The organism is Vibrio sp. RM-41-2B (genome assembly GCF_024744415.1).
GTDB classification, from domain to species: domain Bacteria; phylum Pseudomonadota; class Gammaproteobacteria; order Enterobacterales; family Vibrionaceae; genus Vibrio; species Vibrio diabolicus.
In genome coordinates, this window is sequence record NZ_JAMQWD010000004.1 from 196,561 (window position 1) to 219,375 (window position 22,815).

Here is a 22,815-nt window from a genome sequence, read left to right on the forward strand (position 1 = left end):
ATATTCTATGAAAAAAGGCCAGCATTTTGCTGGCCTTTTATATTCAGTTATTTTTTATTTACGGCTTTCACAAACACTTGTTGCGCACCTTCAATACCCAGTTCTTTTGCTTCATCGAGCAAGGTGAGTGCTTTAGGAATATCGTTCGCTGCCACTGCCGCTTCAATTGAGCTGTAGTAGTAGCTAGTAAGGTCCGTACCTTGGGGAATGTTGTCGTTTTTCGCAACAATCTTAGTATTCACAATATCATTCGCGGATACCGAAAAGCGGAACTGACCTAGTGGGCTATGTTTCGCTAGAGGGTCTGCAATATCTGGCGGCTGAGTGTGACGCGCCATGGCGAAGGCTTTTGCAGGGTGTAAAACTTGTGTACTTCCTTTTAGATCGGCGGAAGTAGTGTAAACCAACACATGCAGATCGTTACCTGTCATGTCTGGAATCACATTGAGATCAAGTACGAATTTATCGTTGTCCAACAGTTTTGCTGGTTCGTACTTAAACTTTGAAAAATCTGCTTGGTAAATGGTTTCTCCTGCCGAGTTCATCACTGCAACATTAGGAGCATAAAATTGAAGTTCTTTACTTACGAATGTCTCTAATTTGATATCGAGACTGCCACGGTTACCTGGAAGAGCAAACGCTGCAATAGCGCCAGCACTGTTACCATCCAACAACATTTGGCTTTTATCAGTCAAAGCGAATTCAGTAACCACAGGCACGTTAAGCGGTACCCATTGAATATCACCCGATTGCGTGATCACTTGTTGCTGACCTTTTGGACTCATCTCTACTTGTTCTACAGACGCACAACCAGTAGCCAACATGCCCAGCAGTACGGGAGCAAGCCATTTTTTCATTACTGTCTACCTCGACTCTTTATTGTTTTTTAAATAAATACAGCCAGATAAGTTCTGGCTGTATCATTCTAGGACAATTTAGGACTTAGTGGTTAGATGATTACCACCAAGCTTCAGCTTGTACACCGAATTGGAATGTATCGTCTGAACGACCGTTGTCAAATGTGTTTGAGTTGTCTTCTTTGTCAGCCGTTAGGTAAGAAGCGTAAACACGGATTTCAGGACGAGCCCAGAAGCTAGAACCAGCAGACCATGCTTGAGCAACAGTTAGCTTACCGTATTTGTTTTCTTCGCCGTCGTTATCGTCGATAGCGTAACCAGCTTCGAAGATAGTTTTGTGGTTGTCATCCCATTTGTACATTGGACGAACAACAACAGACATTGTTTCCCACTTGTCTTGGCCAGCCCACATGTCTTCACCAACACCGTACACTAACTGGTGACCCATTTCCCAGCTGTCGCCCATGCCGATTACACCCCAGTTGATTAGGCGGTAACCAGATGCACCGTTGTCAGCTTCTGCGCCGTACCAGCTACCGTCGCCGTAGAATGCCATTGTTTTTGAGTAACCTTCAGTACCGTACTGAAGCACTGTTTTGTTGAAACCAGCGTCTAGACCTTGAGTCAATTCTGCTGTGAACATTACGCCGTTTTTCGCATCTTTAGTGCCGTTTGGCGCAGCGTCAGTTTCGTTAAGAATTGCGTAGTTCAAGCCCATTTCTAGAGAGCCGTTGTCCCATAGAGGAAGACCTGCGTAACGTACGTCTAGAGTGTTTACGTTTGTTGCGCCACCATCGTTGCCTGGGTCTGCGATATCGCCGCGGTCGTTACGAACCCAAGCGAAAGAAACTTTACCAGGACCAGCTTCGATACCTTCAACACCAGCGCCCGCGCCAGAGATGTTCCAGTAGTAGAAGTCAGAGATATGAATGTCGTGACGTTGGTAGTAGCGTTTACCTGCCCAAAGCGTTGCTTCAGGAGCAAAGTTTAGTAGGCCTTTAGCTTGAACGTTGAACTGACGTAGTGCGAATTGTGCATCGTCTACACATTTCACTTCGCCGTTATCCAAACCACAGTTAGCAGAAGTGCTTTCCCAGTCGTTTGAACCGTTAGAAGTCATTGCAACCATAGAGTCTACGTAGAACGTTTTGCCGTTGTTGTTGTAAACTTCTTTACCTAGTTGAATCTCGCCGTAGATATCGCTTTCATTACCTAGACGACCGATCTTGTTCTTTTCGAATGTTAATTGTTGACCACCGTCAGCGTTCACGCCAACGCCAGCACGCATGTAACCGTGGAAATCCACTGCGAATGCAGAACCAGCAGCTAAAGTTGCAGCTACAGCAGCAGCAATTGCACTTACTTTTTTCATTCTTAACTCCATTAAGGGTATTTATAATTCTGTCTTCCCTGCTCACTCTTTTAGGTGAATATAGGCAGTAAAAACACACCTAAAGAAAGAGAGGTAAGATGGGAACGAATCCCCGTTTGTTTCAACAGTTTTGAGATTACCCGAGGCGTACAAGGATGACTTCCTCCGCCCCAAACTAATTTAGGGGGGATGAGAAGGGAGTAGAAAATTTACCGAATGGTGTTTTTTCGAGTCAGATCACCAATCTAGGGAGGAATTAGTAAGTTTATTCGGTTTTGAGCCGCTACAAAGTGATAGCCATTTCATATTTTTGACTCTAAGCCGTCACATAAAGTAATTAAATTACATGAATATTTTTATATTTAGGGTGGTTGACCTTAGTAAGACAAAGTTTTTAACTTATAGTTTCCTAAAGGTAGCAATAAATATTAAATAAAGTATCTCCGATGACACGACTTCTCTCTCGCCCATACCCCTTGGGTGCAACTGTAAATAAAGAAGGTTGTAACTTCTCTATTCACGCACCAGGGAATAAAGACATAAAACTCGCCCTGTTTGCAGACGATGGCAGTTACGCGCTTCATGATTTACCGAATGAATACGCTGGCATACGTCATACTTTTATTCCGGATATTAAGCCGGGGCAAAAATACGGTTACCTTGTCTCCCACAAGGAAGAGCCACTATTAATTTCTGACCCTTACGCAAAGTCAATTGATAAAGCCCTCCACTACCACCCTCCCTACTCTCCAGCCAAAAGTTTCGATATGCCGAAGTGCATCGTTATCGAAGATAATTTTGACTGGCAAGAGACGGATCATCCGCGTATACCAAGAGAAGAGATGGTGTTGTTTGAGACACACGTCAAAGGGCTTACCCAACTCCACCCAGAAGTTGAGGACAAACTGAAGGGGCGCTATTTAGGTCTTGCATCACCTGAAATGCTGGCCTTTTATGAACAGCAAAACATCAACACGCTGCAATTGCTACCTGTCGCTGCGTGTATGCATGAACCTCACCTACTAGAGATGGAAAAGGTCAACTATTGGGGATACAACCCTTATCTCTTTATGGTGCCTGATCCGCGCTATGCAGAAAAAGACGCCGTCACAGAGCTCAAAACAACGATTCGGGAACTGCACAAAAACGGCATCGAAGTGATTCTCGACGTAGTTTACAACCACACCGCAGAGGGGGGGGAAGGGCCTACAATTTTCAACCTGAAAGCGCTCGATTCCCGTTTTTACATCAAACATGGCAACCACTTCGCAAATTACACTGGTTGTGGCAACACGGTCGATCTCACCTATCAACCCGCTTTAAACCTTGTAATGGATACATTGCGCTACTGGGTTAGCGAATTTAAAGTCGATGGTTTTCGTTTCGACTTGGCTGCAACGTTAGGTCGACAGGGCGATGATTACAACCCAGAAGCAGCTTTCTTTAAAGCCGTTGCGCAAGACCCTATTTTGCGTGAAACCAAATTGATTGCCGAACCTTGGGATATTGGTCCAAATGGCTACCAAGTGGGTAACTTTCCATTTGGCTGGAACGAGTGTAATGACAAACTGCGTGATATTTCCCGCAGTTTTTGGCGCGGTGATCAAGGCTATTTAAAAGAGTTTGCCACTCGATTAATGGGCTCTCGTGACATTTACAGTGCAGCGAACTGGCCATACAAACTCACCGTAAATTACATCACGTATCACGATGGCTTCACACTGCAAGATTTAGTGTCTTACAAGCACAAACATAACGAAGCCAATGGCGAAGAAAATCGCGACGGTCACGGCGACAATCGTTCAGAAAACTACGGTGTTGAAGGCGAGACCGAAAATCTGATGATCATCGCCACGCGTGAGAAGCAAAAACGCAACCTTATTGCTAGCTTGCTGTTTGCCTTCGGTATCCCACACATTCTCACTGCTGACGTGCTGTCTCACACCCAAGGCGGTAACAATAATGCCTATTGCCAAGATAACGAAACCAGTTGGCTTCACTGGGGAGAAACGGAGCGTAAGCAACATTTCAAAACGTGGATGTCACAAATGGTCGCCAACCGAAATCAATACATGGTGCCATTTATCCGAGCTTTCAGTGGCGAAAACCGCAATAACAACCGCATTTTCTGGCGCCGAACAGACGGTCGCTTAATGGAGCACGATGATTGGAACCGTTTAAGCTCTGTCGCACTTCACCTTGGTATCGGTAAAGAAGGACAAGAGCTGGTCTATCTCATCAACCAAACTAACGCCACAGCGCGCTTTAAGCTCCCCAATGAGCGAAAGCAAGAATGGGTAACGATCTGCGACACAAACGTACGTAACCTCAACCCAGGACATGCTGAAGGTGAGGTTTTGCTATCACCTACTTCGATGGTAATTTTGCATTACCAGCCGAAATCGGATCAATCATAGGCAACCGCCCGGAAAGCTTATATACACGACTTAATAGTAAAAGACCCGAAGTCCGTTAACGACTTCGGGTCCATTTAGTGTTGTAAGCATTAATGAACCCCTGTATATTTATGAGCCATTACAGTATATGAACCAAATTAAAAAGGCGTATAGTCCATATGGCTACTTATCTTTACACACGTTACTCGCCAAAGAATCGAGCTTATCAAGAGCACCTCGGTATCCTAAAAGCGTTCGTGCCTGACGCCCAACATTTTGAGGATAAGGTTCGCGGTTGCATGCCTCCAGTAGAACGAGAAGCTTTCCAACAGCTACTCAATATCGTCAAAGCAGGTGATACGATTGTGCTCTGGTGGCTAACGGCATTTGGTCGAGATTTTAGTCAGGCGTTAAATACAATCAAAGTGTTACTAGCAAAAGGGGTCACACTAAAAACCGTTTGTGAGCCACTCACATTTGAACCGGATTCTGTTCAAACTCAAACGCTACTCACCGTGTTATCTGGATATGGAAAAGTGCAGACTGAACATCGCCTATTTGCCGCAGAGCAAGGACGGCAAGCCATTAAAGATCAACCAGATTTGTGGAAACAGAAATTTCGCGGACGCCCAGCAGACAAAACTAAACATCAACAGATCGCAACGTTGCTGTTAGAAGGCTATACGTTGAAGAGTGTTTCGGAGCAGTGTGATGTCAGCCTATCTACCGTAAAACGCGTCAAATCTAAGTTAAATGAAGTGGATGATGAAGGCTGCCTCAGAACACGAAAGCAAAGAGGTTATTCTGATGGTGATCCATCATGAGTCGCCCAATCAACTTTCGCACTATCTTACTCGCCTGTCTTATTATCAGTGTTGGCCAATTGAGCATGGGGCTTGTTATGCCGTCTTTGCCATGGATCGCAAAAGACTTTTCTATCTCCCTTGATCAAGCCCAACTGCTTGTGAGTATTTATTTACTCGGTTTTGGTCCCTCTCAGTTCATTTACGGTCCGGTATCGGATGCTTTGGGTCGAAAAAAAGTGCTACTGACGGGCTTGCTCATCGCGATGTCTGGTCTATTGATGATCATTTTCCTTAGTGACACCTTCACAGGCATGGTGATGGGGCGTTTTCTACAAGGCTTAGGAACTGGGTGCTGCGCGGTACTCGCGAGAGCATCGACTCGAGATAGATTTAGCGGTGATGAGCTCCCTGTAGCCATGTCTTATATCGCTATGGCAGCTTCGATCACGCCACTCATTGCGCCTGTGATTGGCGGCTTTATCAACTTCCACTTTGGTTGGAGTATGGTGTTCATTTCACTGCTAGGTTATGTCTCACTCGCTTGGGTAATCATCGCCTTTAAGTTTACAGAAACCATAGCGAAACGATCTGTTATTCCGTCACCACGCAACATGCTTTTCCAGTATCGAGACTTGGTGACGTCACGTTACTTTATGAGTTTTGCCAGCATCAGTTGGTTAAACTTCAGCCTGATGATAACGACCGTGTCCGTGATGCCATTTATCATGCAAGACCAAATTGGCATGACATCCGATCAATACGCAATGTGGGCACTCATTCCCGCTTTAGGTATGTTAGGCGGCACCACGATTTGTAACCGAGTAAGGCCAATTATCGGCAACAAAAGAATGCTACTTTGTAGTCCATTCCTGCATCTCAGTGCTGCAATATGGTTGTTCTTCTGCCCGGTAGAACCGCTGTATTTAATGTTGGGGCAACTATTAATGATCTTAGGTAACGGCATTGCCCTACCTTGCGCGCAAGCCATGGTAATGCAACCCTACAAAAAGCAGGCTGGTGCTGCAGCAGCCATGTCTGGAGGTGGACAAATGATCGTATCCTCATTGGTCAGCTTAACATTGGTACAGCTTGGTTTAAGCCAAGCCTGGCATCTATCAATCGTTATTGTGGTGTTTGCAGCCATAACGCTCACCAATATTCAACGAGGTTTTGGAGCAGATCAACCTTCAGAACAGTAACGAAAAGACTGACTATTGTCCTTATAATTAAGAACACATCGTATAAGCTTTAACTAAGGATAAGTTGGCGGGTACTAACATGATGTTGCATTTACGAATTGGCGCGCTACTACTCGCCACTTTTATATCCACTGGCACCACCGCGAAAGCCAACGAGTACTGGCAATTTGATAGTGACGATAACGGAATCACTATCTACTCTCGAGAGCATACCGACGGTTTAGTTGAGATTCGTGCTCGGATGTTCACACCCACCAGCTATGGCGCATTTTTAACGCTATTGGAAGATAGTGACAACATCCCGAACTGGATTGACAATGCCAGTCATAGCCGGGTTTTAAATCAAATATCAGCCACCGAAAACATCGTTTATACCCAATTTACGGCGCCATGGCCTGCAAAAAATCGTGATATGCTCACCTACTCTGAATATTGGGTCGATGAGCTTGGGTTCACGATAAAAATCAAAAGCGCACCAGACTCATATCTTGCTGAACAAAAGGGCTATGTTCGCATTCGTTCGGTTGCTGCAACTTGGGAATTACAAAAGCTCACTAATGGCACGACACTCATTGACTACAAAGCGTTTGCTGACCCCGGAGGCCTTTTGCCAATCTGGCTAATCAACAAACTATCAAAACAAAGTGCACGAGCAACATTTAGTAACCTAAGGAAAGAGTTACCAAAATATCAGCAATACTCCCATCCTCAGATAAAGGAGTAAACTTCACGTTTGCTCTTTAATTACGATTACGGTGTTTGAAAAAAGTGCCCACAAAAGAGGCGAAGGCTAACCCTAAAAAGAGCCAAAACAAAGGGATAAACCCAAATGACTCTACTAATAAGCCATTTTCATCTACGTAAGAGCCCTGAGCGTGGTACGCAATTAAACATGTCACACCGCTCAAAAATAAAACTACGCTCAGTTTATATTTACGAATAAACCCCATCTAAACCTCAAGCAATCAATTGATATGTTTTCGACATATTGCCACCGTATATAGTTCACTCAAAAAACATAGTGTCTCTATGTTTGCTCTAATCTTTATTAAAGGCCTTTTAGTCAGAGACAAGATAAAAACCCAAATATAAAGAATAAAAAGTCAAATTTAACTCAAAATATTATATGCGTTCTCAGAACTATCTTGACCTTTTTTCTCACATATACAGTGTAATTGTTATCATTTTGTTTGCTCAATGCTGCCAAGAATCGTTCACACCCCTCCCAAAATAATTAGTGTTCTAAATATTTTTATTACTCTACACAAAAACGAATCAAACAACAAAAAAACCTTTAAAATCAAAACTTAAAGTTCAGAAATCAATTGTAAAACAATAATAGAAACGAGTTGACCTCTTCATTTCTTTCGCTTTTTAATTGAACGTCTAATCAAGTTAACGCACAATGCCATCGACAACTCACATAATAAATCATGAAAAAAAGGAAGTGTCTTCATGCATAATTTTTCAAAAAGTGCAGTGGCAACTTTAATCTCTGGCCTTTTGCTTGGAACTTCAGCGAATGCGGGAGTGAGTATCACACAAGGAAAGACCACGATCCCCGATGGCGAAGCTACACACGCTCAAGACATTACCGTTCAAAACGAACATGTCGCCTTCGCTCTCGCTGTTGAATCAGCACCACCATGGGGCGTACCGCGAGGAACATTGGTCGATTTGGCAGCAGTAAAGAATGGCAAAGTAGACCTTGACCGTGTTGCCTTTGCTGACTTCATTCCTAACAGCTGGTCCGCATGGCCGAATGATCGCAAATCCATTGAAATTATCGAAGACAGCGACAATAAAGCGGTCATTAAAGTGAGCCGCAACTTCGATAACGTTGATATCACAACATGGTATAGACTCGCGTCTGGATCTGACTCAATTGCGCTTAAAACGGTCATGACCAACCAAGGTAAAAAAGATCTCGCGTTAGAATCAGGGCACACCATTTGGCCAGACACTGGCTACCAATTTGCCGTGCCGGGATTGGAAGGGAAAGAAGAATCCATGGCCGACAATGCCCTCGCCGATCGCATGGTCGCTTATGATCGAGACTGGGCCTTTGCACTTCATGCTCCTTATTTTGATCGCGTCAAATACAATGGTCGTGACATGTACCTAGGGCATACCTTGAAAGCAGGTGAAAGCCGCACTTTCCAATCCCGATTACAAGTGGTTCCAAATGGAGACATGGCCCCCATTGTCAAGGCAGAAGCTGACCGACTAGGACAAGCGACAGGCACCATCAACGGCCAATTACGCGCGGATAATGGTCGTATTCCTGAAGACGCCATCGTGATGATCGAAAAAGAAGGACAACCTTATGCTTGGACATTGGCCAAAGATGGCCAGTACAGCATGGCGCTGCCTGAGGGTGAGTACCAAATCTACGGCACAGCGACTGGTCACGCAAACAGCGAGCTGCAATCGATTCAAGTGGCGAGAAATAGCGAGCAAACACTCGATTTTACGTCTCTAAAACGCCCAGCAACTCTCTCACTTCAAGTTGAAGAGGCAACATCAGGTCTGGCCAAAGATGCGAGAATCACCATCCTTGAAGGTCAAGCGCCACCGGTTGAATTTTTAGGTAAACGCACCTTCTTTACCGATCTGCTGCCTGCAGGTCATGCGGAGCTAAAACTGGCACCCGGTCAATACAAATTAGGTATCAACTCTGGTGGAGGCTTTACAGCTAAAACCCAAACATTAGACGTAACCCTAACGTCCGGTAAAACGACGAAGCAACGAGTAGAAGTGCCTCAAGTGACGTTTCCTAACCGTCAGCATTGGTATGGCGCAGATTTACACCATCATGGCAACGTGTTGGAAGGCGTTACTCCGCCAGAAATTGTTGTGCGCGCTCAATTGGCAACGGATCTTGACCTGACTTTCATTAGCGATCATGACTCAACCATTAACCACCAGAAGTTTGCAGAACTATCTGCGAAACGTGGCGTGCCTTTCATCCCGTCGATCGAAGTTTCGCCATCATGGGGACATATGAACCCATTTCCTATCGATAATGGCGCCGAGCTAAAGGTCGATCCTGGCACTGCTGACGTTCACACGTTACTTAACGCCGTACATGAGATGGGGGCTGAAGTCGTACCGATGAACCATCCATACAACGATTATGGCTACTTTACGAATATCGCTAAAAATGCAGTCCCTGGTGGTAAAACGGATCGTTTCGACCTTATGGAGCTTAATGCGCGCGTAGACAATGAACCAACGTTGAAGAAAGCACATAAACTCTGGGATCAAGGTGAAGCAATGTACTTTACGGCGGGAACCGACACCCACGATGCGTGGAACCAACTCACGGGGCAGATTCGAATGATGGCAAGAGTCGATGGCGAGCTAACGCCGTCGAAGTTTGCGCAAGCACTTAAAGCCGGCCATGGCTACGCAACACAAGGCCCTATTCTTTATCCGCAAAACATTATGTTTGGTGAAACAGCAACAGCTGGCGATACGTGGGACATCCACGTCGTTGCAGCCGATGGTCTAAAAGAAATTCGATTGATCGGTAAAGGCGGCAACGTGCTGAATACCCTGACGATTAACCCGAAAGTTGATACTCAACGCATAGAGCTGTCGCTACCTATACCTAGCGACGCAGAGGGATGGATAAGTTTAGAAGTCGAAGATAAAGACGGCAGCACGGCCTGGAGTAACCCTGTTTGGTTGCAGTCATAGTCTTGATGAACGTACGGCTCGATGGTAAACAAACCTGAGTTCGACGATGAAATAAAGGCGGCACAGTGCCGCCTTTTTCTACTCGATGTTTTACTGCTGTGCAACCGTCACGGGTTTGGTCGCACCACGGTAATCAAACTCAAAACCAATACCTTGATCTGTTACATCCATCGTCATACCACCAACAAGCTCGCCTTGTAAGCTTTTCATAACATCATCAGGTAACGGCTCACCAGTCACGGCTGACGCACTTTCCAACACTTCCAAAATGCGTTCTGAATCGAAGTCAAAACTGAACAAGCCATTTGGAGAAAGTGGTTGTGCCATCACTTCTTTGCTCGCGTCTTCGGCATTCTCACCACTGTAGAGCGTAAAATGGTTTTCGTTTAAGCGAGCAAACACATCCATCTTCAAGCCTGTATGCATTTCTAGCAGGTCACTGACATTAACAGGCTGGTTATCCGGCTGAATTTGTAATTGAGCAAGTTCAGGGACAAACATTTGCGCGGTTTGAATCAGCATCATTGGATCATTGGCAGATAGAGACAACATACCATCTAGCTGGCTAAATACTTCACCGTGCTGAGCATTAGTGTCAACGTGGATATCAAACATTTGCAGGCTTAATCCTTTCAGGCCGTTAACCATGCCGGAGCCCATGCTCACAGCTGCGGCTGGGTTTTGGCCACCCATCTCTTGCTGCATTTGAGTCAATACAGAACATTGGTACTGAGGCTGAGTCAAGTCGCTCCAAATCTGACCAATCGATGGCGCTAGCGTATTAATGTCTAAACCAAGCGCCATGCTAAAGAAGCTCTTATCATTGTTCGATTCTGCCAAAACGCCACGAATCGACTTAAGCGCATCTAGAATTACTTTATTTTTCGATTCAACAACAAAAGCACCTTTAATGAATGCCTGCTCGCCTTTCAACTTGTATTCCGCAAATGCGACGGATTGAGGCCAGTTTTCTGCAACTTGAGTAAGTTCAGTATGACAGGCTGGTGAGCGCATCTCCTGAATAGTCGGCTCAGGATCAATGGCATCCAGCATACTGACTTGACGCGCAAAGATATTGCCATCTTTCGTCGTCAAACCTTTAACCAATTCACGGTGATCAAAGTAACCGAAAGAGTTATTGTTTTCGCCGTATTTAGCCTGCAACGCCGCTAGGCGTCCACTCTCCGCAATATTTTGACTTGGTGACTCAAGTCCCAATGCCATTTTAAGCGGGTTTTGAACACCCAGTTGCGGAATATCAACCGTTAGCGTAAGTACGTTGTCAACCACGGCAACAACCAAGCCAATGCCATCTTGCGGGTCAACCGAATCTGTCATCTCGTAACGACGAAACTCAACTTCACCGAGTTTAACCAGCTCGTGCTTAGCACCGCTCATCTGCTCTTCGTGATCCAATGTTTTCCATAACGCGGCAGGATCTTCAATCTTCAATTTGTACACTGGTACCATACCGATTGTGTACAACACAGGATTAATGTTTTCTCCGGTACCTAAGTAGGCTTTTAACGTTTCTGGCGATGCAGCGCTCTCCAGATATCCATCAAACAAGTTAACGGCAAACTGTTGCTGTGGAGAAAGTGGTTCATCGGCAAAAAGTTCAGCAATCGAGCCTTGGTTAGCCGTGCCAAATGCATTCATGTATTTATAATGATTAAAAGGTTCCGTCTGATACGTCACCATGAGCGAATCCGCAGGAACTTGCGAAAGTAGTGATACTGAATCACTCGGGGTAGTATTGTTTTGGTACAGGTAGCCAGCGCCCCCTGCAGCTGCGACCACTGCTGTAGCCAATAGTAGTTTTTTCACGACCAACTCCGTTGTCATAGTTATGTGTTCCTAAGCGAAAGATCACGCTTAGGTTTAAAGCCTTTGAATAGCACTTTTATATCGACCGCTATCATAAACAAGTTATCGATATAATGAATGTCGGTTTGATAAATTATCCAACATTTATAAGGTAAACCGTGAAGTAAGTTGAATTGCGTGAGGATGCTATTGGCAATATTCACAATCTAATTTCTCGGATAACCACCTTATAAATCAAAATCTTCAGTTCAATAAAGCGATTTGGAGTAACTACGACCAAAAGCACTAGGATATTAAATCTTTATTGAGTCTTTTATCTAATATCTGAAAACGCCTCACGGCCTGACACTTCTTTCCAATTTGCCTCTAGCGGTCCCCGTTTGTTTTCCTTACATTCCCATTAACTCAGTGACGAGACGTATACCAGATACGAGCAGTAGAAGACGATGAAAGACCAGTTGACGATCTCTATATCAACCATCAATGGCTCCAGACATTGGTACTTCAGTAAAAGGATGCAACGCAATCTAAAAACGTTTTTATGCTTTTTTGTCATTGCTCTGGCCGCAACCGCGATCTTAATTCATCACTTGTACACTCGCGTCGATAATGCCGCGTTAAAACAAGCTGAATTGACAGAACATTCGCGCACTATGGGTGAAGAGCTCAGCACACTGAAAGCATTAAAATCCGAGCTGGAAAGTGATCTCTCAGAGCGAGAAGAACGAGTACAACTTGTTTCGGAGCGTTTGGGAGAGTTAGAGAAAGTCCTTGGAGTTGGAGAACATACTACCACGGATAATTTGGATGCCCGACTTGATGCGGCGGCGATTACGTCGAACGTTCGCATGGTGTTGTTAAACCAAATACCAAGCGGGTCTCCGGTCGGTAAAGCGCGGCTCTCTTCTCGCTTCGGTAAGCGCATTCATCCGGTGACAAAAGTCGCTAAGATGCATCGCGGGCTCGATTTTGCCGTGAATACCGGTACTAAGGTTTATGCCCCAGCAGATGGGGTTGTGGAAGTCACCCGCCGCAGCAATAAAGGCTCTGGTAACTTCCTCAGGCTGCAACATTCTTTCGGTTTTTCGAGTTCTTATTCGCACTTGAAAAAGTTCAAAGTAAAAAGCGGTCAGTTCGTCAAAAAAGGGCAACTGATTGCAATTTCCGGCAACAGTGGGCTCTCTTCTGGCCCTCACCTTCACTACGAGGTGCGTTTTGTTGGGCGAGCACTGAATCCGAAGCCATTTGTCGATTGGAGCCTCAATGATTTCGAAGACATTTTTACTAAGGAGCGAAGAATACGATGGGAATCTTTAATCAAAACCGTGGAACAACGAGTAGCTCAGCAGCTTCAACTCTCATCGCCAAAGGCTGTGCTGTTAGCGGAGAACTCAAAGTAGAAAACGATGTCCAGATTGATGGCATCGTCGATGGTCAAATTAATGTAGAAGGCACTCTCGTCGTTGCAGAAAGCGGCCGAGTAAACGGTGAGATCTACGCTAAGCAACTGATCATCAATGGTATGATGGATGGTAACTGTCACGCAGAACACATTCAAGTACTTGCCAAGGGACGTGTAAGTGGGAGGATCTGGAGTAATAACCTCAGCATCGAACCTGGTGGTAAATTCTTTGGTGAGGCGGCCGAATTACCTGAAAAAGAAGTGGTGACACTGAAAGGAAAGGCTCAAGAAAACGCCAGCACGAAAGAAAACAATACCAACAATGAAAAGCGACCTGCGCGTAAATCAGCATAAACTCTTTGGTTAAAGTGCATAAAAAAGACGGCTTTCACGCCGTCTTTTTTATTACTAGAGACACGAGCTTCGTCAGAAGCTACAGTGATTATTCGGCCGGATTTAAAATCATCACCGAGCGCTTTGCTTGTGGACCAAAAGCCGCTTTCGCATGCGCTTTCACTTCTTCTAATGTCACACTCTTAGCCGCTTTCTCAACGTCAAGTAACACATCGACGCCGTAATCATGCACCAAGTAGCGTGTATACGACCATGCGCGCTGAGCAGGGTTATCATCTAATCCTTGCATCGCTACCGCCAATTGCTTCGCTGCCGTATCCACTTCTTTTTGCGTGATGTTCGAAGCTAGGTCATCAAACATTTTGCCTAACTTGCTATCTAAAACTGCCACGTCTTCGGGCTCAACTTGAGATTCCAAGAGCCAATCAGAGATTGGTTCGCGATCTTGCGTCACGGTGTAAATATTTGGGCTGTAATCGAGACTAGACTCTTCTCGCACAATATCCAAGACACGCGCATTACTGATACGTTGCAAAATATCTTCGATAACCGTATCCCTTGCCGTACGTTGGTAATCGTTCGTGTTAGTCAAACGGATTACGTACAACGATGAAGGTTCATGACCATCCGCAACGACTGTTCGCGCCGGCACGTCGGTGTTGAACGCAACATGGTAATCAATCGAACGACTCGGTTGCATCTCGATGGAGGCCACATACTTACGCAAGAGTGGCGTAATTTCTTCCGGCTCGACATTTGCCACAATAACCATCTTAAAACCATCATTGGTTTTGAAAAGTTGCTCATGCACCGCCAATATTTGCTCGGAAGTCACTTGCTCTACATCGTCACTGGACACTATACGATGACGACTACCCGGCAAATAAGAATTACCGTTTGCTTTCTGAATCAGTTTTCCCATCGGCGATTCAAAAAAAGCGCCACTCTGCTGTTTAAACTCTTGCTTTGCTGCCGCCATCTGGCGCTCGTCAACTTTGATCTCCGTCGCTAGGTTGTACAACCCATTCAACGCGTAAGTTAAATGCGTTGTTGGCGCGGTAATTTGTGAACCGTGACTGGTCGCATCGAGAATCGCGCTAAGCGCAATGTTATTTTTGCGTAAGTAACTGTCTAACTCTGAACCAGAAAATGCCCCTAACCCACTGCGTATCGCCGTCGTTGCAGCGATTTCATACGCAGCATATAACGCTGGATCAACGGCGGCTTTACCGCCTTGGCTAGCATAGTAAATATAAGCTCGGCCACCCGCTTTGGCATCTTTTTGGAACCACACTTCGACACCGTTTGATAGCGTATAAACTTGAAAGCCACCCGCTTCCTGACGCATGCTGGTGATGGTACCTTCTTGAGTAGGCTGTAAGAATCCATCCACTTTGTCATACATCTCTAACGGTTTTTCGCCCGTTTGGAGGTAGGCACTGTATAGATCGGTAAATACATCATTGAACTGAGCTGACGTTTCACTTTTCCCTAACCCAATCACAAAGATTGGTTGCTCAGACAACAAGGCATTCAATTGCGTGTTAATGCTCTCTAGATTCTCGTTGTTGATGAATTCAGACAAACTCTGGGCGTAACTCTCTTTTGATTGACTCACACTGCCTTGGTCAATTTGAAAAACGCGCGCTTCTGCATAACTGTTTGGCTTACGTTGGTCCCAGTCTGAATCAATATTTGCGAGCTCACCTTGCCAATTTGACATGATGCTCTCTAACTCAGATTGGGTCGCACCATAATCTCTCAGTGACGCCAACGTGCTGATGAAAGTTTGATGCATTTGTTCACGACGCTCAGGCCCAAACGAAATACCTGCCGACATCATGCGCTGGTAGTTGGAATAGTAAGGCTGGGCATAAGCATACTGAAAAGGTTCAGCGGCATCATTAAGTACACGAATCAGACGTTGTTGAATTAGCTGTGTTGCGACTTCATCACGCCACACTTGATGCTGTTGTTCAATCGTAGTGCTGCCACTTAGACCACGCTCAATCACTAAATGAAGGCTTGGTGATTCCATCGTGTTACTTGGCAAGATTCGGTTTTGGTTGTTCACTCGAATATCGCGGCGCTTCTCTATTACGGTATCCGAGGTGCTTTCCCAGTTCGAGAATTTGTTTTTGATAATATTGGACAGTGAATCCACGTCGATATTACCGCTCACAACCAACTCGGCATTTTGTGGTTGGTACCACTTGTCGTAAAACGCTTTTAGCTTGCTTGATGAGGCATTTTGAATCGCTTCGCGAGTACCAATTGGGTCGTGTTCACCATACATAGTGCCTTCAATCGACGCTTGATAAGCATGCATAGAAAAGGACTTATCATCCGGGTTAGCACGTCGCCATTCACCAAGGATCACCCCTTTTTCTTTCTCTACTTGTTCAGGAGCAAACTCAAGTCCGTTTCCGATATCTCTCATCCACTTCAGGGCATCTTCCAGCTTTGTATTATTGGCAAGATCAAGTTGGTAAGAAGTTTGCTGATAAGTGGTAAAGGCGTTGATATCGGCACCAAAGCTACCACCAGATTGCTCGAAAAGTTTAACAACGTCGTTGCCGGTAAAATGCGTGCTGCCATTAAACGCCATGTGCTCAACAAAGTGAGCGTAACCTTTTTGATTGGCTTCTTCTTGGAATGAGCCGACATTCAGAACCAAACGGACCGATACTTCTTGGTCTTTTGTTGGGTAAAGATGGTATTTCATACCGTTCGATAACTGGTCGACATGCCAGTTGGCGTCAGGCTGAATCGGCGTCGATTGTTGTGTCAGAGCACACCCTGACAGTAATAACGCGGGGACTAACAATATACTGCGCATAACTATTGCCCATAACAATGATTAAGCCGATCAATATAATCCTCGTTCCATGACCTTCACATTTTTAATGGATTATTTACTACTCAAACGTGACGTAAATCACCTTTTAATGAAATCAATTATCATTTACAAAAATAGACAAATCCTTACTTTACAAATAGATAAATAACACAGCTTAAAAGCCTTTTTCTTATTTGATGTAAAACTCAAAATCGCGACATGGAGTCAGTATTTATTTTGAGCAATAAAATATAATTATTGAACAGATTCGAATCTGACTTTCTGCTGCATATTCAACGGCTCGGTGAGTCCTGATGAGAATAAAAACACAACAACTATTATTCAAAGATCTATTATTCGCTTTATGTTCAAAAATCTATCATTAAAAAACAAACTGGCAATCTCTGCCAGTGCTGCCATCATTCTCGGGGGAGTGCTGGTAGAAGGGCTGTCTTTTCGAGATTCATTAAACAGACTGGATGTAGAAGTCGCGCAACGACTAGAAAGCACCAGCGCATCTTACAATCAATACGTAAAAGACTGGTTACTCTCAAAAGAGCGAGCACTGACATCACTCTCTTCCGATTCAGAGAAGCGTTCTCTGGTTACGCACTTGAAACAAGTCCGAGACTCTGGCGCGTTTGATAACGTCTTTCTCGCTTACCCAGACGGCTCACAAGACAACGCCAATGGGGTGGTTTTGCCACCAGGTAATAACGACCCACGCAAATGGGGTTGGTACACCAACGCCATTGCCAATCCATCGAAAGTCTTTATGGATAATCCAACCGTCGCAGCGGCCACTGGGGCCAACGTCGTGTCGCTTGGTAAAGCACTGCAACTACATGGTCAAACCGTCGTTCTGGGTGCTGATGTCGAAATTGGAGATATTTTAAACAGCCTCAACCAAGTGATCCTGCCGGGTGAAGGCTATATGTTTATTGCCAATGACCAGGGCAATATTTTCACCCATAACGACGGTAAGCTGCTGAATCAACCTGTTAGCAAGCTGGGCCTAAACAACAGCGATATTACCTCTGCCGCACGTTCCGGCACAGAGCGTCGTGTCTCGATTAACAACACCGAATATGTGGTTTACGCGCGCCATATTGAGGGCACCAAACTCACAACGGTCACAGTGTTAGATCAAAACTCGTTGGTTGCCCCACTTTACGATGCTGTTTGGGATCAAATCATCGCAACCACCATCGTCGTCGTTATCTGTGTAGCTTTGTTTAACCTGCTATGTAACATCTTGTTCCGTCCGCTCTACAATGTTTCGAATGCGCTCGCGCAAATCGCCAACGGTAGCGGCGATCTGACTCAACGCATCAAAGTAGAAAACCGTGACGAAGTTGGTGAACTGGCTGAAAATTTCAACCAGTTCGTTGAAAGTTTGCAGCAACTTATTGGTCACATTCGTCACCAAGCGGAAGAACTGAGCCAACAATCGGAGCTGAGCACGACTCGCGCGAATCAATCGGTTTCCGATCTGAACCATCAGCAACAAGAAATCACTATGGTGGCGACCGCTGTGACTGAAATGGCATCGGCAACGCAAGAGATTGCAGCACATGCAGAGCAGACGGCCAAAGCCGCTCAAGACTCTTCAGCAAGCACACAAAACGGTCATGAGTTAGTGATCAACTCCAAATCGTCCATCAACAATTTGTCTTCTGAAGTCAACCAAGCGAGCGTTGTCATCGGTGAGCTCAACCAGCACGCGCAAGACATCTCAACCGTGCTATCAACGATTCGAGACATCGCGGAGCAAACCAACTTACTGGCGCTGAATGCGGCGATTGAAGCGGCGCGTGCAGGTGAACAAGGCCGCGGTTTTGCCGTTGTTGCGGACGAGGTTCGCGTGCTATCACAACGCACACACACCTCAACCGAAGAGATTCGCTCGACGATCGAGACTTTGCAACAGACCACACAACGCGCTGTGACCATCATGGATACAAGCTCTCAACTTGCCCAAGGATCAGTGGAAGATGCCGATCGCGCAGCACTGGCTCTGGATGAAATCAACGCGGCCGTTGCGCTGATCAGCGATATGGCAACGCAAATTGCAACCGCAGCCGAAGAGCAAACGCACGTAACCAATGAAATCACGCAAAACGTCACGTCAATTAAAGATGTGACCGATCACTTGGTGGTTGGAGCAGAAGAATCGATGAATCAATCTGCTGAGCTGAAATCACAAGCCGAGGATCTCAACTCGAAAGTGGCAACGTTTAAACTGGCTTAAACGCCACGCTAGGAACGCACTTAAAAACAACAAACCCCGCTAGCAAATGTATAACTAGCGGGGTTTATTTTTATGGCTCGACGTTTTTATTGCAGATAGCTTTCGAAAGACGTAAACCTACACCGCCACACACATCGGCGTGCCTGAGATTGGGTCGTTAAATACTCTCGCTTGTAAATCAAACACCGATGCCAACATACCTTCTGTCAGTACCTCTTGCGGTGTTCCCTGCGTGACTAACTGACCTTTTTCCAACACCACCAAATGATCGCAGTAACGGCACGCTTGGTTTAGATCGTGCAGCACTACGACCACTGTTTTGCCTTTGTCGTTCATCTGCCTCATGAGTTTCATCAGCTCAACTTGGTGAGAGAGATCCAAGTAAGTGGTTGGCTCATCAAGCATCACTACGTCGGTATCTTGCGCCATTACCATCGCAATCCAAGCCCTTTGCCTTTGACCGCCAGACAGCGATTCAACTGGCTTGTCAGCAAACTCAATCACGCCAGTATCTTGCATTGCTTGCTCGACTAAGGTCTTGTCTTGTTGACTTAACCGGCCCCAATGAGAGAGATAAGGCGAGCGGCCATATTCGACCAGTTTTCTGACGGTAATACCTTCAGGACTGACAAGAATCTGCGGCAGCAAAGACAACGAACGCGCCAAGCGTTTATCACCGTAGCTGCTTAGTGGTTTGTCGTCATACAACACTTGGCCAGAAGCGGGTTTATTGATGCGTACCAAGGTTTTTAATAGTGTCGACTTACCGCAACCATTTGGGCCAACTAGTGCGGTAATTTTACCTTGAGGAATCGACAAAGAGAGATCTGGAATGATGGTCTGTTTGCCGTACGCGACGGATAAGTTCTGCGTTCGTAACATGCTTACCAACCTCTATAACGATACAAAAGAAAAATGAAATATGGTGCGCCAATAACAGATGTCAGCACTCCCGCTGGTAGCTCAATTGGCGGCTGTAAGCCTCTCGCTAAACCATCGGCGCAAATCACCAACAAAGCGCCAAGGGTTGCAGCGGCTGGAATCAACAACTTGTGGTTGTGGCCAAACAGCAAACGCGCAAGATGCGGCGCAAGCAGGCCAACAAAGCTGATCGTGCCTGCCACAGACACACTGATGCTCGCCAATAGCACGGCAGCAATCAGCGCAAGAATTTGGATCTGTCTTGGTTTCGTGCCAAGTGTAGTGGCGCTTTCTTCTCCCAGTCCCATCACATCTAACCTCCATGCCAACCAAAACGCCAATGGCAGTAGCAGCAATAGAGCACTCCAAATAAACGGCACTTGTTGCCAGTTTCGTCCCCACAAACTGCCGGTTAGCCATACCATCGCCGTGTTGATTTCGATAGGGTGCACAATCAGAAGAAAATCGATACCGCTGGCTAAAAATGCGCTGACAGCAACACCAATCAGCGCCAAACGTGCTGGTGTTGGTTTCGACCAGTAAGCCAGCACAGCAATAAAGCCAGCAGCAAGCAAGCCTCCCGCCATGGCGACCATCGGCAACATTGCCACTGGCGCATTCGGATACAGCACCAAACAAGCGGTAGCCGCCAGTCCTGCTCCGGCGCTTATCCCCATTAAATCTGGTGAGGCAAGTGGATTACGGATGACGCCTTGAACTAAAACGCCTGACAGCCCCAACCCAGCGCCCACGCCAATGGCGAGCAACATTCTCGGTAATCGATATTGGTGAATCACAAAGTCCGAGCCAGAGAAAGAAAACAGTAATGCAAAAACCTGTTGAGCCGACATGTTCGCCGCGCCAACAAACAGCGTGAGAGAAGACGCAATCAGCAACAATCCAACTAATGCAAACAGTTTGGTTTGATTCATCATGATGATTTCCTCATTGCAATCGCGATAAAGCAAGGTGTGCCCAACAGCGCGGTAATCACGCCCACTGGCGTTTCAGCCGGAAAGGCAATCGCTCGTGATAAAGCATCTGACCACGTCACCAATGCCGCGCCACACAAGGCGGAAACCGGAATGAGAATGTGATAGTTGTGACCAACAATCGGGCGTACCAAGTGCGGCACTAACAACCCGACAAAGCCAATTGGCCCAGCAATCGCTACGCTAGTTCCTGCCAACAGCACAACCGCTAAACCACTGATAAATCGCGTAAGACGAATGTTACCACCTAGCCCAACAGCAACTTCGTCCCCCAACGCGAGTAAATTTAAGTTTCGCGCTAAGCCCATGGCGAGCACCAAACCTAAAGTCGCAAAAGGCCACAGTTGCTGCCACTGCTCAGAATCTACCGCAGAGAGTGAACCCGTTAACCAATGCAACACGCTGTAAGCCATGTCATCCGCCAAAATTACCGACGCACGAGTTAACCCTATCAGCAGTGCACTGATGGCAATGCCCGCTAGCACTAAACGCAATGGGTGAGAACGCGCGGAGAAAAAACCGCCCAACAACATGACCGCACCACCACTTAGTAGCGCGCCGAGTACTGCGTTGATGATTGGGTTCAATTGACTAAAGAATGGTACGCCGATGGACGCCAAGGCCATAAAACACGCCGCACCGGCATTAATGCCGAGAATGGATGGCGACGCCAAAGGGTTACGAGTTAATCCTTGCATCAGCACTCCGGATACCGCAAGCGAAGCGCCAATTAATAACCCAGCATAGGCACGAGGCGCACGCAGCGTCGCGAGGATTTGATGCAGCATATTGCCCTCATCAAACGCAAACCAATAGCTTGTCAGATCATTAACGCTCAAAGAAAAGTTGGACCAGCCAATCATTGAGGCGGTATAGCCTGACAACGTACACAACGCCATAGCGCAGACAAATAAGCTCGCTTTCCAATGCGGCTTGCTAACCGAAGTCGGGCTTTCTGAGATTATCGACGCACTCATGAGCGCCCCAATAATGCTTCAAGGTTGTGGGCAATTTCTTCCGCCGCCAACATTCCGCGATTTAATGACCACAGTTCAGGAGAGACCTCAACAAGTTGCTGTTTTTTCGCCGCAGTTAGCAACTTAAACAATGGATTTTTGCGCCATTCATCCACAATGTTTGGTTGAGAGTAAAGTCCAACTAACAACCAATCAGGGTTGGTTTTTAGTAAAAGTTCGAAACTGGTTGGGATATACGCTTTTTGCTCAGATGGAGCCAGCGGGCTTTGGATGCCCAGCGTACTCAAAACGCCACCAGCGTAAGAAACCGGGCTATGCAGCCACATCCCTTTGTCAGAAACCACACCAAACTGAATGGTTTCTTGTGTCGCAAAATGCTGTTTGAACTCCGCCATTGTCTGTTTGTGCTGCTCAATTCGTTGTGTCATTTGCGCTTGTTTGCCAATTGCCACCCCGATTTTGTGTGCGGATTCGAGATTTTCTTGATATGTCTCACCACGGCTTTTTAGCAGCAAAGTTGGCGCAATTCGCTGCAAATCTTGATAAATCGCACGATGACGTTCGGCATCGGCAATGATCAAATCCGGCTTGAGCACCGCAATCGCCTCTAAACTCGGTTGTGAGCGCATGCCGACTGATTGCCAAGGCTCAATCTTGGCACGAACAGCAGGAATGACTCGTGTGGCATCGTTGTCATCGGCAACGCCTACCGGTGAGACATCGACTGCCGCCAGAGCGTCCACAAACGAAAACTCCAAAACCACAATACGTTGAGGTATCGCTTCTAGCTCAAAAGTGCCTTGCTCATCTTGCACGCTACGCGCCTGAGAAAATGCGCTAAATGACATCAAAGCTGAGCTCAGTAGCATCAGCAAAACGGTTGAAAAGTGTTTGATCGTAAATTGTTTTTTATTTTTCAT

Annotated in this window: 17 protein-coding genes; 8 read left to right on the plus strand and 9 right to left on the minus strand. The window is 46.1% G+C overall.

The features are described 5' to 3' along the window. Window positions 1–47: 47 nt before the first annotated feature. Both NB463_RS02365 and NB463_RS02370 read right to left on the minus strand, forming a co-directional pair. Window positions 48–857, minus strand: a complete 810-nt coding sequence (locus NB463_RS02365; RefSeq protein ID WP_170892488.1) for a MalM family protein — start codon at window positions 855–857, stop codon at window positions 48–50. Between the two features lie 100 nt (window positions 858–957). Continuing rightward, entirely contained in the window at window positions 958–2,229 is a 1,272-nt protein-coding gene (locus tag NB463_RS02370; RefSeq protein ID WP_005374784.1) for a maltoporin, read from the minus strand. 446 nt (window positions 2,230–2,675) lie between these two features. Here NB463_RS02370 and glgX point away from each other — a divergent pair, with 446 nt between their 5' ends. The 4 genes from glgX (at window position 2,676) to NB463_RS02390 (ending at window position 7,354) form a co-directional block, all read left to right on the plus strand. Then, window positions 2,676–4,646: a glycogen debranching protein GlgX gene (gene glgX, locus NB463_RS02375; RefSeq protein WP_258430383.1), complete on the plus strand. Its 1,971-nt coding sequence runs from the start codon at window positions 2,676–2,678 to the stop codon at window positions 4,644–4,646. A 158-nt stretch (window positions 4,647–4,804) separates the two neighbouring features. Then, window positions 4,805–5,449, plus strand: a complete 645-nt coding sequence (locus NB463_RS02380) for a recombinase family protein (protein WP_053808236.1) — start codon at window positions 4,805–4,807, stop codon at window positions 5,447–5,449. Next, on the plus strand, window positions 5,446–6,630 hold the full coding sequence (locus NB463_RS02385) for a multidrug effflux MFS transporter (RefSeq protein ID WP_048625450.1): 1,185 nt from the start codon (window positions 5,446–5,448) through the stop codon (window positions 6,628–6,630). The genes NB463_RS02380 and NB463_RS02385 overlap by 4 nt, the downstream gene beginning before the upstream one ends. A gap of 79 nt (window positions 6,631–6,709) precedes the next feature. After that, complete coding sequence (locus tag NB463_RS02390) at window positions 6,710–7,354, plus strand: START domain-containing protein (protein WP_209021023.1); 645 nt, start codon at window positions 6,710–6,712, stop codon at window positions 7,352–7,354. Window positions 7,355–7,370: 16 nt separating this feature from the next. Here the strand turns inward: NB463_RS02390 and NB463_RS02395 are convergent, their stop codons facing one another. Further along, entirely contained in the window at window positions 7,371–7,580 is a 210-nt protein-coding gene (locus NB463_RS02395) for a DUF3955 domain-containing protein (RefSeq protein ID WP_005395601.1), read from the minus strand. A gap of 505 nt (window positions 7,581–8,085) precedes the next feature. On the opposite strand from NB463_RS02395, the gene NB463_RS02400 reads away from it, so the two are divergent. Continuing rightward, window positions 8,086–10,332, plus strand: coding sequence for a CehA/McbA family metallohydrolase (locus NB463_RS02400; protein ID WP_258430963.1), 2,247 nt, complete (start codon window positions 8,086–8,088; stop codon window positions 10,330–10,332). A 90-nt stretch (window positions 10,333–10,422) separates the two neighbouring features. Here the strand turns inward: NB463_RS02400 and NB463_RS02405 are convergent, their stop codons facing one another. Next, window positions 10,423–12,177: a hypothetical protein gene (locus NB463_RS02405; protein ID WP_199804530.1), complete on the minus strand. Its 1,755-nt coding sequence runs from the start codon at window positions 12,175–12,177 to the stop codon at window positions 10,423–10,425. Between the two features lie 428 nt (window positions 12,178–12,605). Between NB463_RS02405 and NB463_RS02410 the strand changes: the two genes are divergently transcribed. Both NB463_RS02410 and NB463_RS02415 read left to right on the plus strand, forming a co-directional pair. Continuing rightward, entirely contained in the window at window positions 12,606–13,559 is a 954-nt protein-coding gene (locus NB463_RS02410) for a M23 family metallopeptidase (RefSeq protein ID WP_005395595.1), read from the plus strand. Beyond that, on the plus strand, window positions 13,463–13,915 hold the full coding sequence (locus NB463_RS02415; protein ID WP_080619267.1) for a bactofilin family protein: 453 nt from the start codon (window positions 13,463–13,465) through the stop codon (window positions 13,913–13,915). Before NB463_RS02410 ends, NB463_RS02415 begins: the two co-directional genes overlap by 97 nt. Before the next feature lie 88 nt (window positions 13,916–14,003). Here the strand turns inward: NB463_RS02415 and NB463_RS02420 are convergent, their stop codons facing one another. Next, window positions 14,004–16,754 carry a M16 family metallopeptidase gene (locus tag NB463_RS02420; protein WP_258430962.1) on the minus strand — a complete coding sequence of 917 codons (2,751 nt, stop codon included), beginning with the start codon at window positions 16,752–16,754 and terminating at the stop codon, window positions 14,004–14,006. A gap of 364 nt (window positions 16,755–17,118) precedes the next feature. On the opposite strand from NB463_RS02420, the gene NB463_RS02425 reads away from it, so the two are divergent. Then, window positions 17,119–19,005, plus strand: a complete 1,887-nt coding sequence (locus NB463_RS02425; protein WP_258430961.1) for a methyl-accepting chemotaxis protein — start codon at window positions 17,119–17,121, stop codon at window positions 19,003–19,005. Window positions 19,006–19,122: 117 nt separating this feature from the next. On the opposite strand, the gene fecE is transcribed toward NB463_RS02425, so the two are convergent. From fecE to NB463_RS02445, 4 genes are all read right to left on the minus strand, one after another. Further along, the gene (fecE, locus tag NB463_RS02430; RefSeq protein ID WP_054575393.1) at window positions 19,123–19,887 is read right to left on the minus strand and encodes a Fe(3+) dicitrate ABC transporter ATP-binding protein FecE; all 765 of its coding nucleotides are present in this window, start codon (window positions 19,885–19,887) and stop codon (window positions 19,123–19,125) included. 2 nt (window positions 19,888–19,889) lie between these two features. Beyond that, the gene (locus NB463_RS02435) at window positions 19,890–20,861 is read right to left on the minus strand and encodes a FecCD family ABC transporter permease (RefSeq protein ID WP_139059654.1); all 972 of its coding nucleotides are present in this window, start codon (window positions 20,859–20,861) and stop codon (window positions 19,890–19,892) included. Next, entirely contained in the window at window positions 20,858–21,817 is a 960-nt protein-coding gene (locus NB463_RS02440; RefSeq protein ID WP_372430187.1) for a FecCD family ABC transporter permease, read from the minus strand. Before NB463_RS02440 ends, NB463_RS02435 begins: the two co-directional genes overlap by 4 nt. A gap of 74 nt (window positions 21,818–21,891) precedes the next feature. Then, the gene (locus NB463_RS02445) at window positions 21,892–22,815 is read right to left on the minus strand and encodes a Fe(3+) dicitrate ABC transporter substrate-binding protein FecB (RefSeq protein ID WP_302470652.1); all 924 of its coding nucleotides are present in this window, start codon (window positions 22,813–22,815) and stop codon (window positions 21,892–21,894) included.

Bases quoted from the DNA above. Each gene is read 5' to 3' on its own strand.
- NB463_RS02365 (WP_170892488.1), bottom strand. From the start codon at position 857: ATGAAAAAATGGCTTGCTCCCGTACTGCTGGGCATGTTGGCTACTGGT.
- NB463_RS02370 (WP_005374784.1), bottom strand. From the start codon at position 2,229: ATGAAAAAAGTAAGTGCAATTGCTGCTGCTGTAGCTGCAACTTTAGCT.
- glgX (WP_258430383.1), top strand. From the start codon at position 2,676: ATGACACGACTTCTCTCTCGCCCATACCCCTTGGGTGCAACTGTAAAT.
- NB463_RS02380 (WP_053808236.1), top strand. From the start codon at position 4,805: ATGGCTACTTATCTTTACACACGTTACTCGCCAAAGAATCGAGCTTAT.
- NB463_RS02385 (WP_048625450.1), top strand. From the start codon at position 5,446: ATGAGTCGCCCAATCAACTTTCGCACTATCTTACTCGCCTGTCTTATT.
- NB463_RS02390 (WP_209021023.1), top strand. From the start codon at position 6,710: ATGATGTTGCATTTACGAATTGGCGCGCTACTACTCGCCACTTTTATA.
- NB463_RS02395 (WP_005395601.1), bottom strand. From the start codon at position 7,580: ATGGGGTTTATTCGTAAATATAAACTGAGCGTAGTTTTATTTTTGAGC.
- NB463_RS02400 (WP_258430963.1), top strand. From the start codon at position 8,086: ATGCATAATTTTTCAAAAAGTGCAGTGGCAACTTTAATCTCTGGCCTT.
- NB463_RS02405 (WP_199804530.1), bottom strand. From the start codon at position 12,177: ATGACAACGGAGTTGGTCGTGAAAAAACTACTATTGGCTACAGCAGTG.
- NB463_RS02410 (WP_005395595.1), top strand. From the start codon at position 12,606: ATGAAAGACCAGTTGACGATCTCTATATCAACCATCAATGGCTCCAGA.
- NB463_RS02415 (WP_080619267.1), top strand. From the start codon at position 13,463: ATGGGAATCTTTAATCAAAACCGTGGAACAACGAGTAGCTCAGCAGCT.
- NB463_RS02420 (WP_258430962.1), bottom strand. From the start codon at position 16,754: ATGCGCAGTATATTGTTAGTCCCCGCGTTATTACTGTCAGGGTGTGCT.
- NB463_RS02425 (WP_258430961.1), top strand. From the start codon at position 17,119: ATGTTCAAAAATCTATCATTAAAAAACAAACTGGCAATCTCTGCCAGT.
- fecE (WP_054575393.1), bottom strand. From the start codon at position 19,887: ATGTTACGAACGCAGAACTTATCCGTCGCGTACGGCAAACAGACCATC.
- NB463_RS02435 (WP_139059654.1), bottom strand. From the start codon at position 20,861: ATGATGAATCAAACCAAACTGTTTGCATTAGTTGGATTGTTGCTGATT.
- NB463_RS02440 (WP_372430187.1), bottom strand. From the start codon at position 21,817: ATGGCGTTGTGTACGTTGTCAGGCTATACCGCCTCAATGATTGGCTGG.
- NB463_RS02445 (WP_302470652.1), bottom strand. From the start codon at position 22,815: ATGAAAAATAAAAAACAATTTACGATCAAACACTTTTCAACCGTTTTG.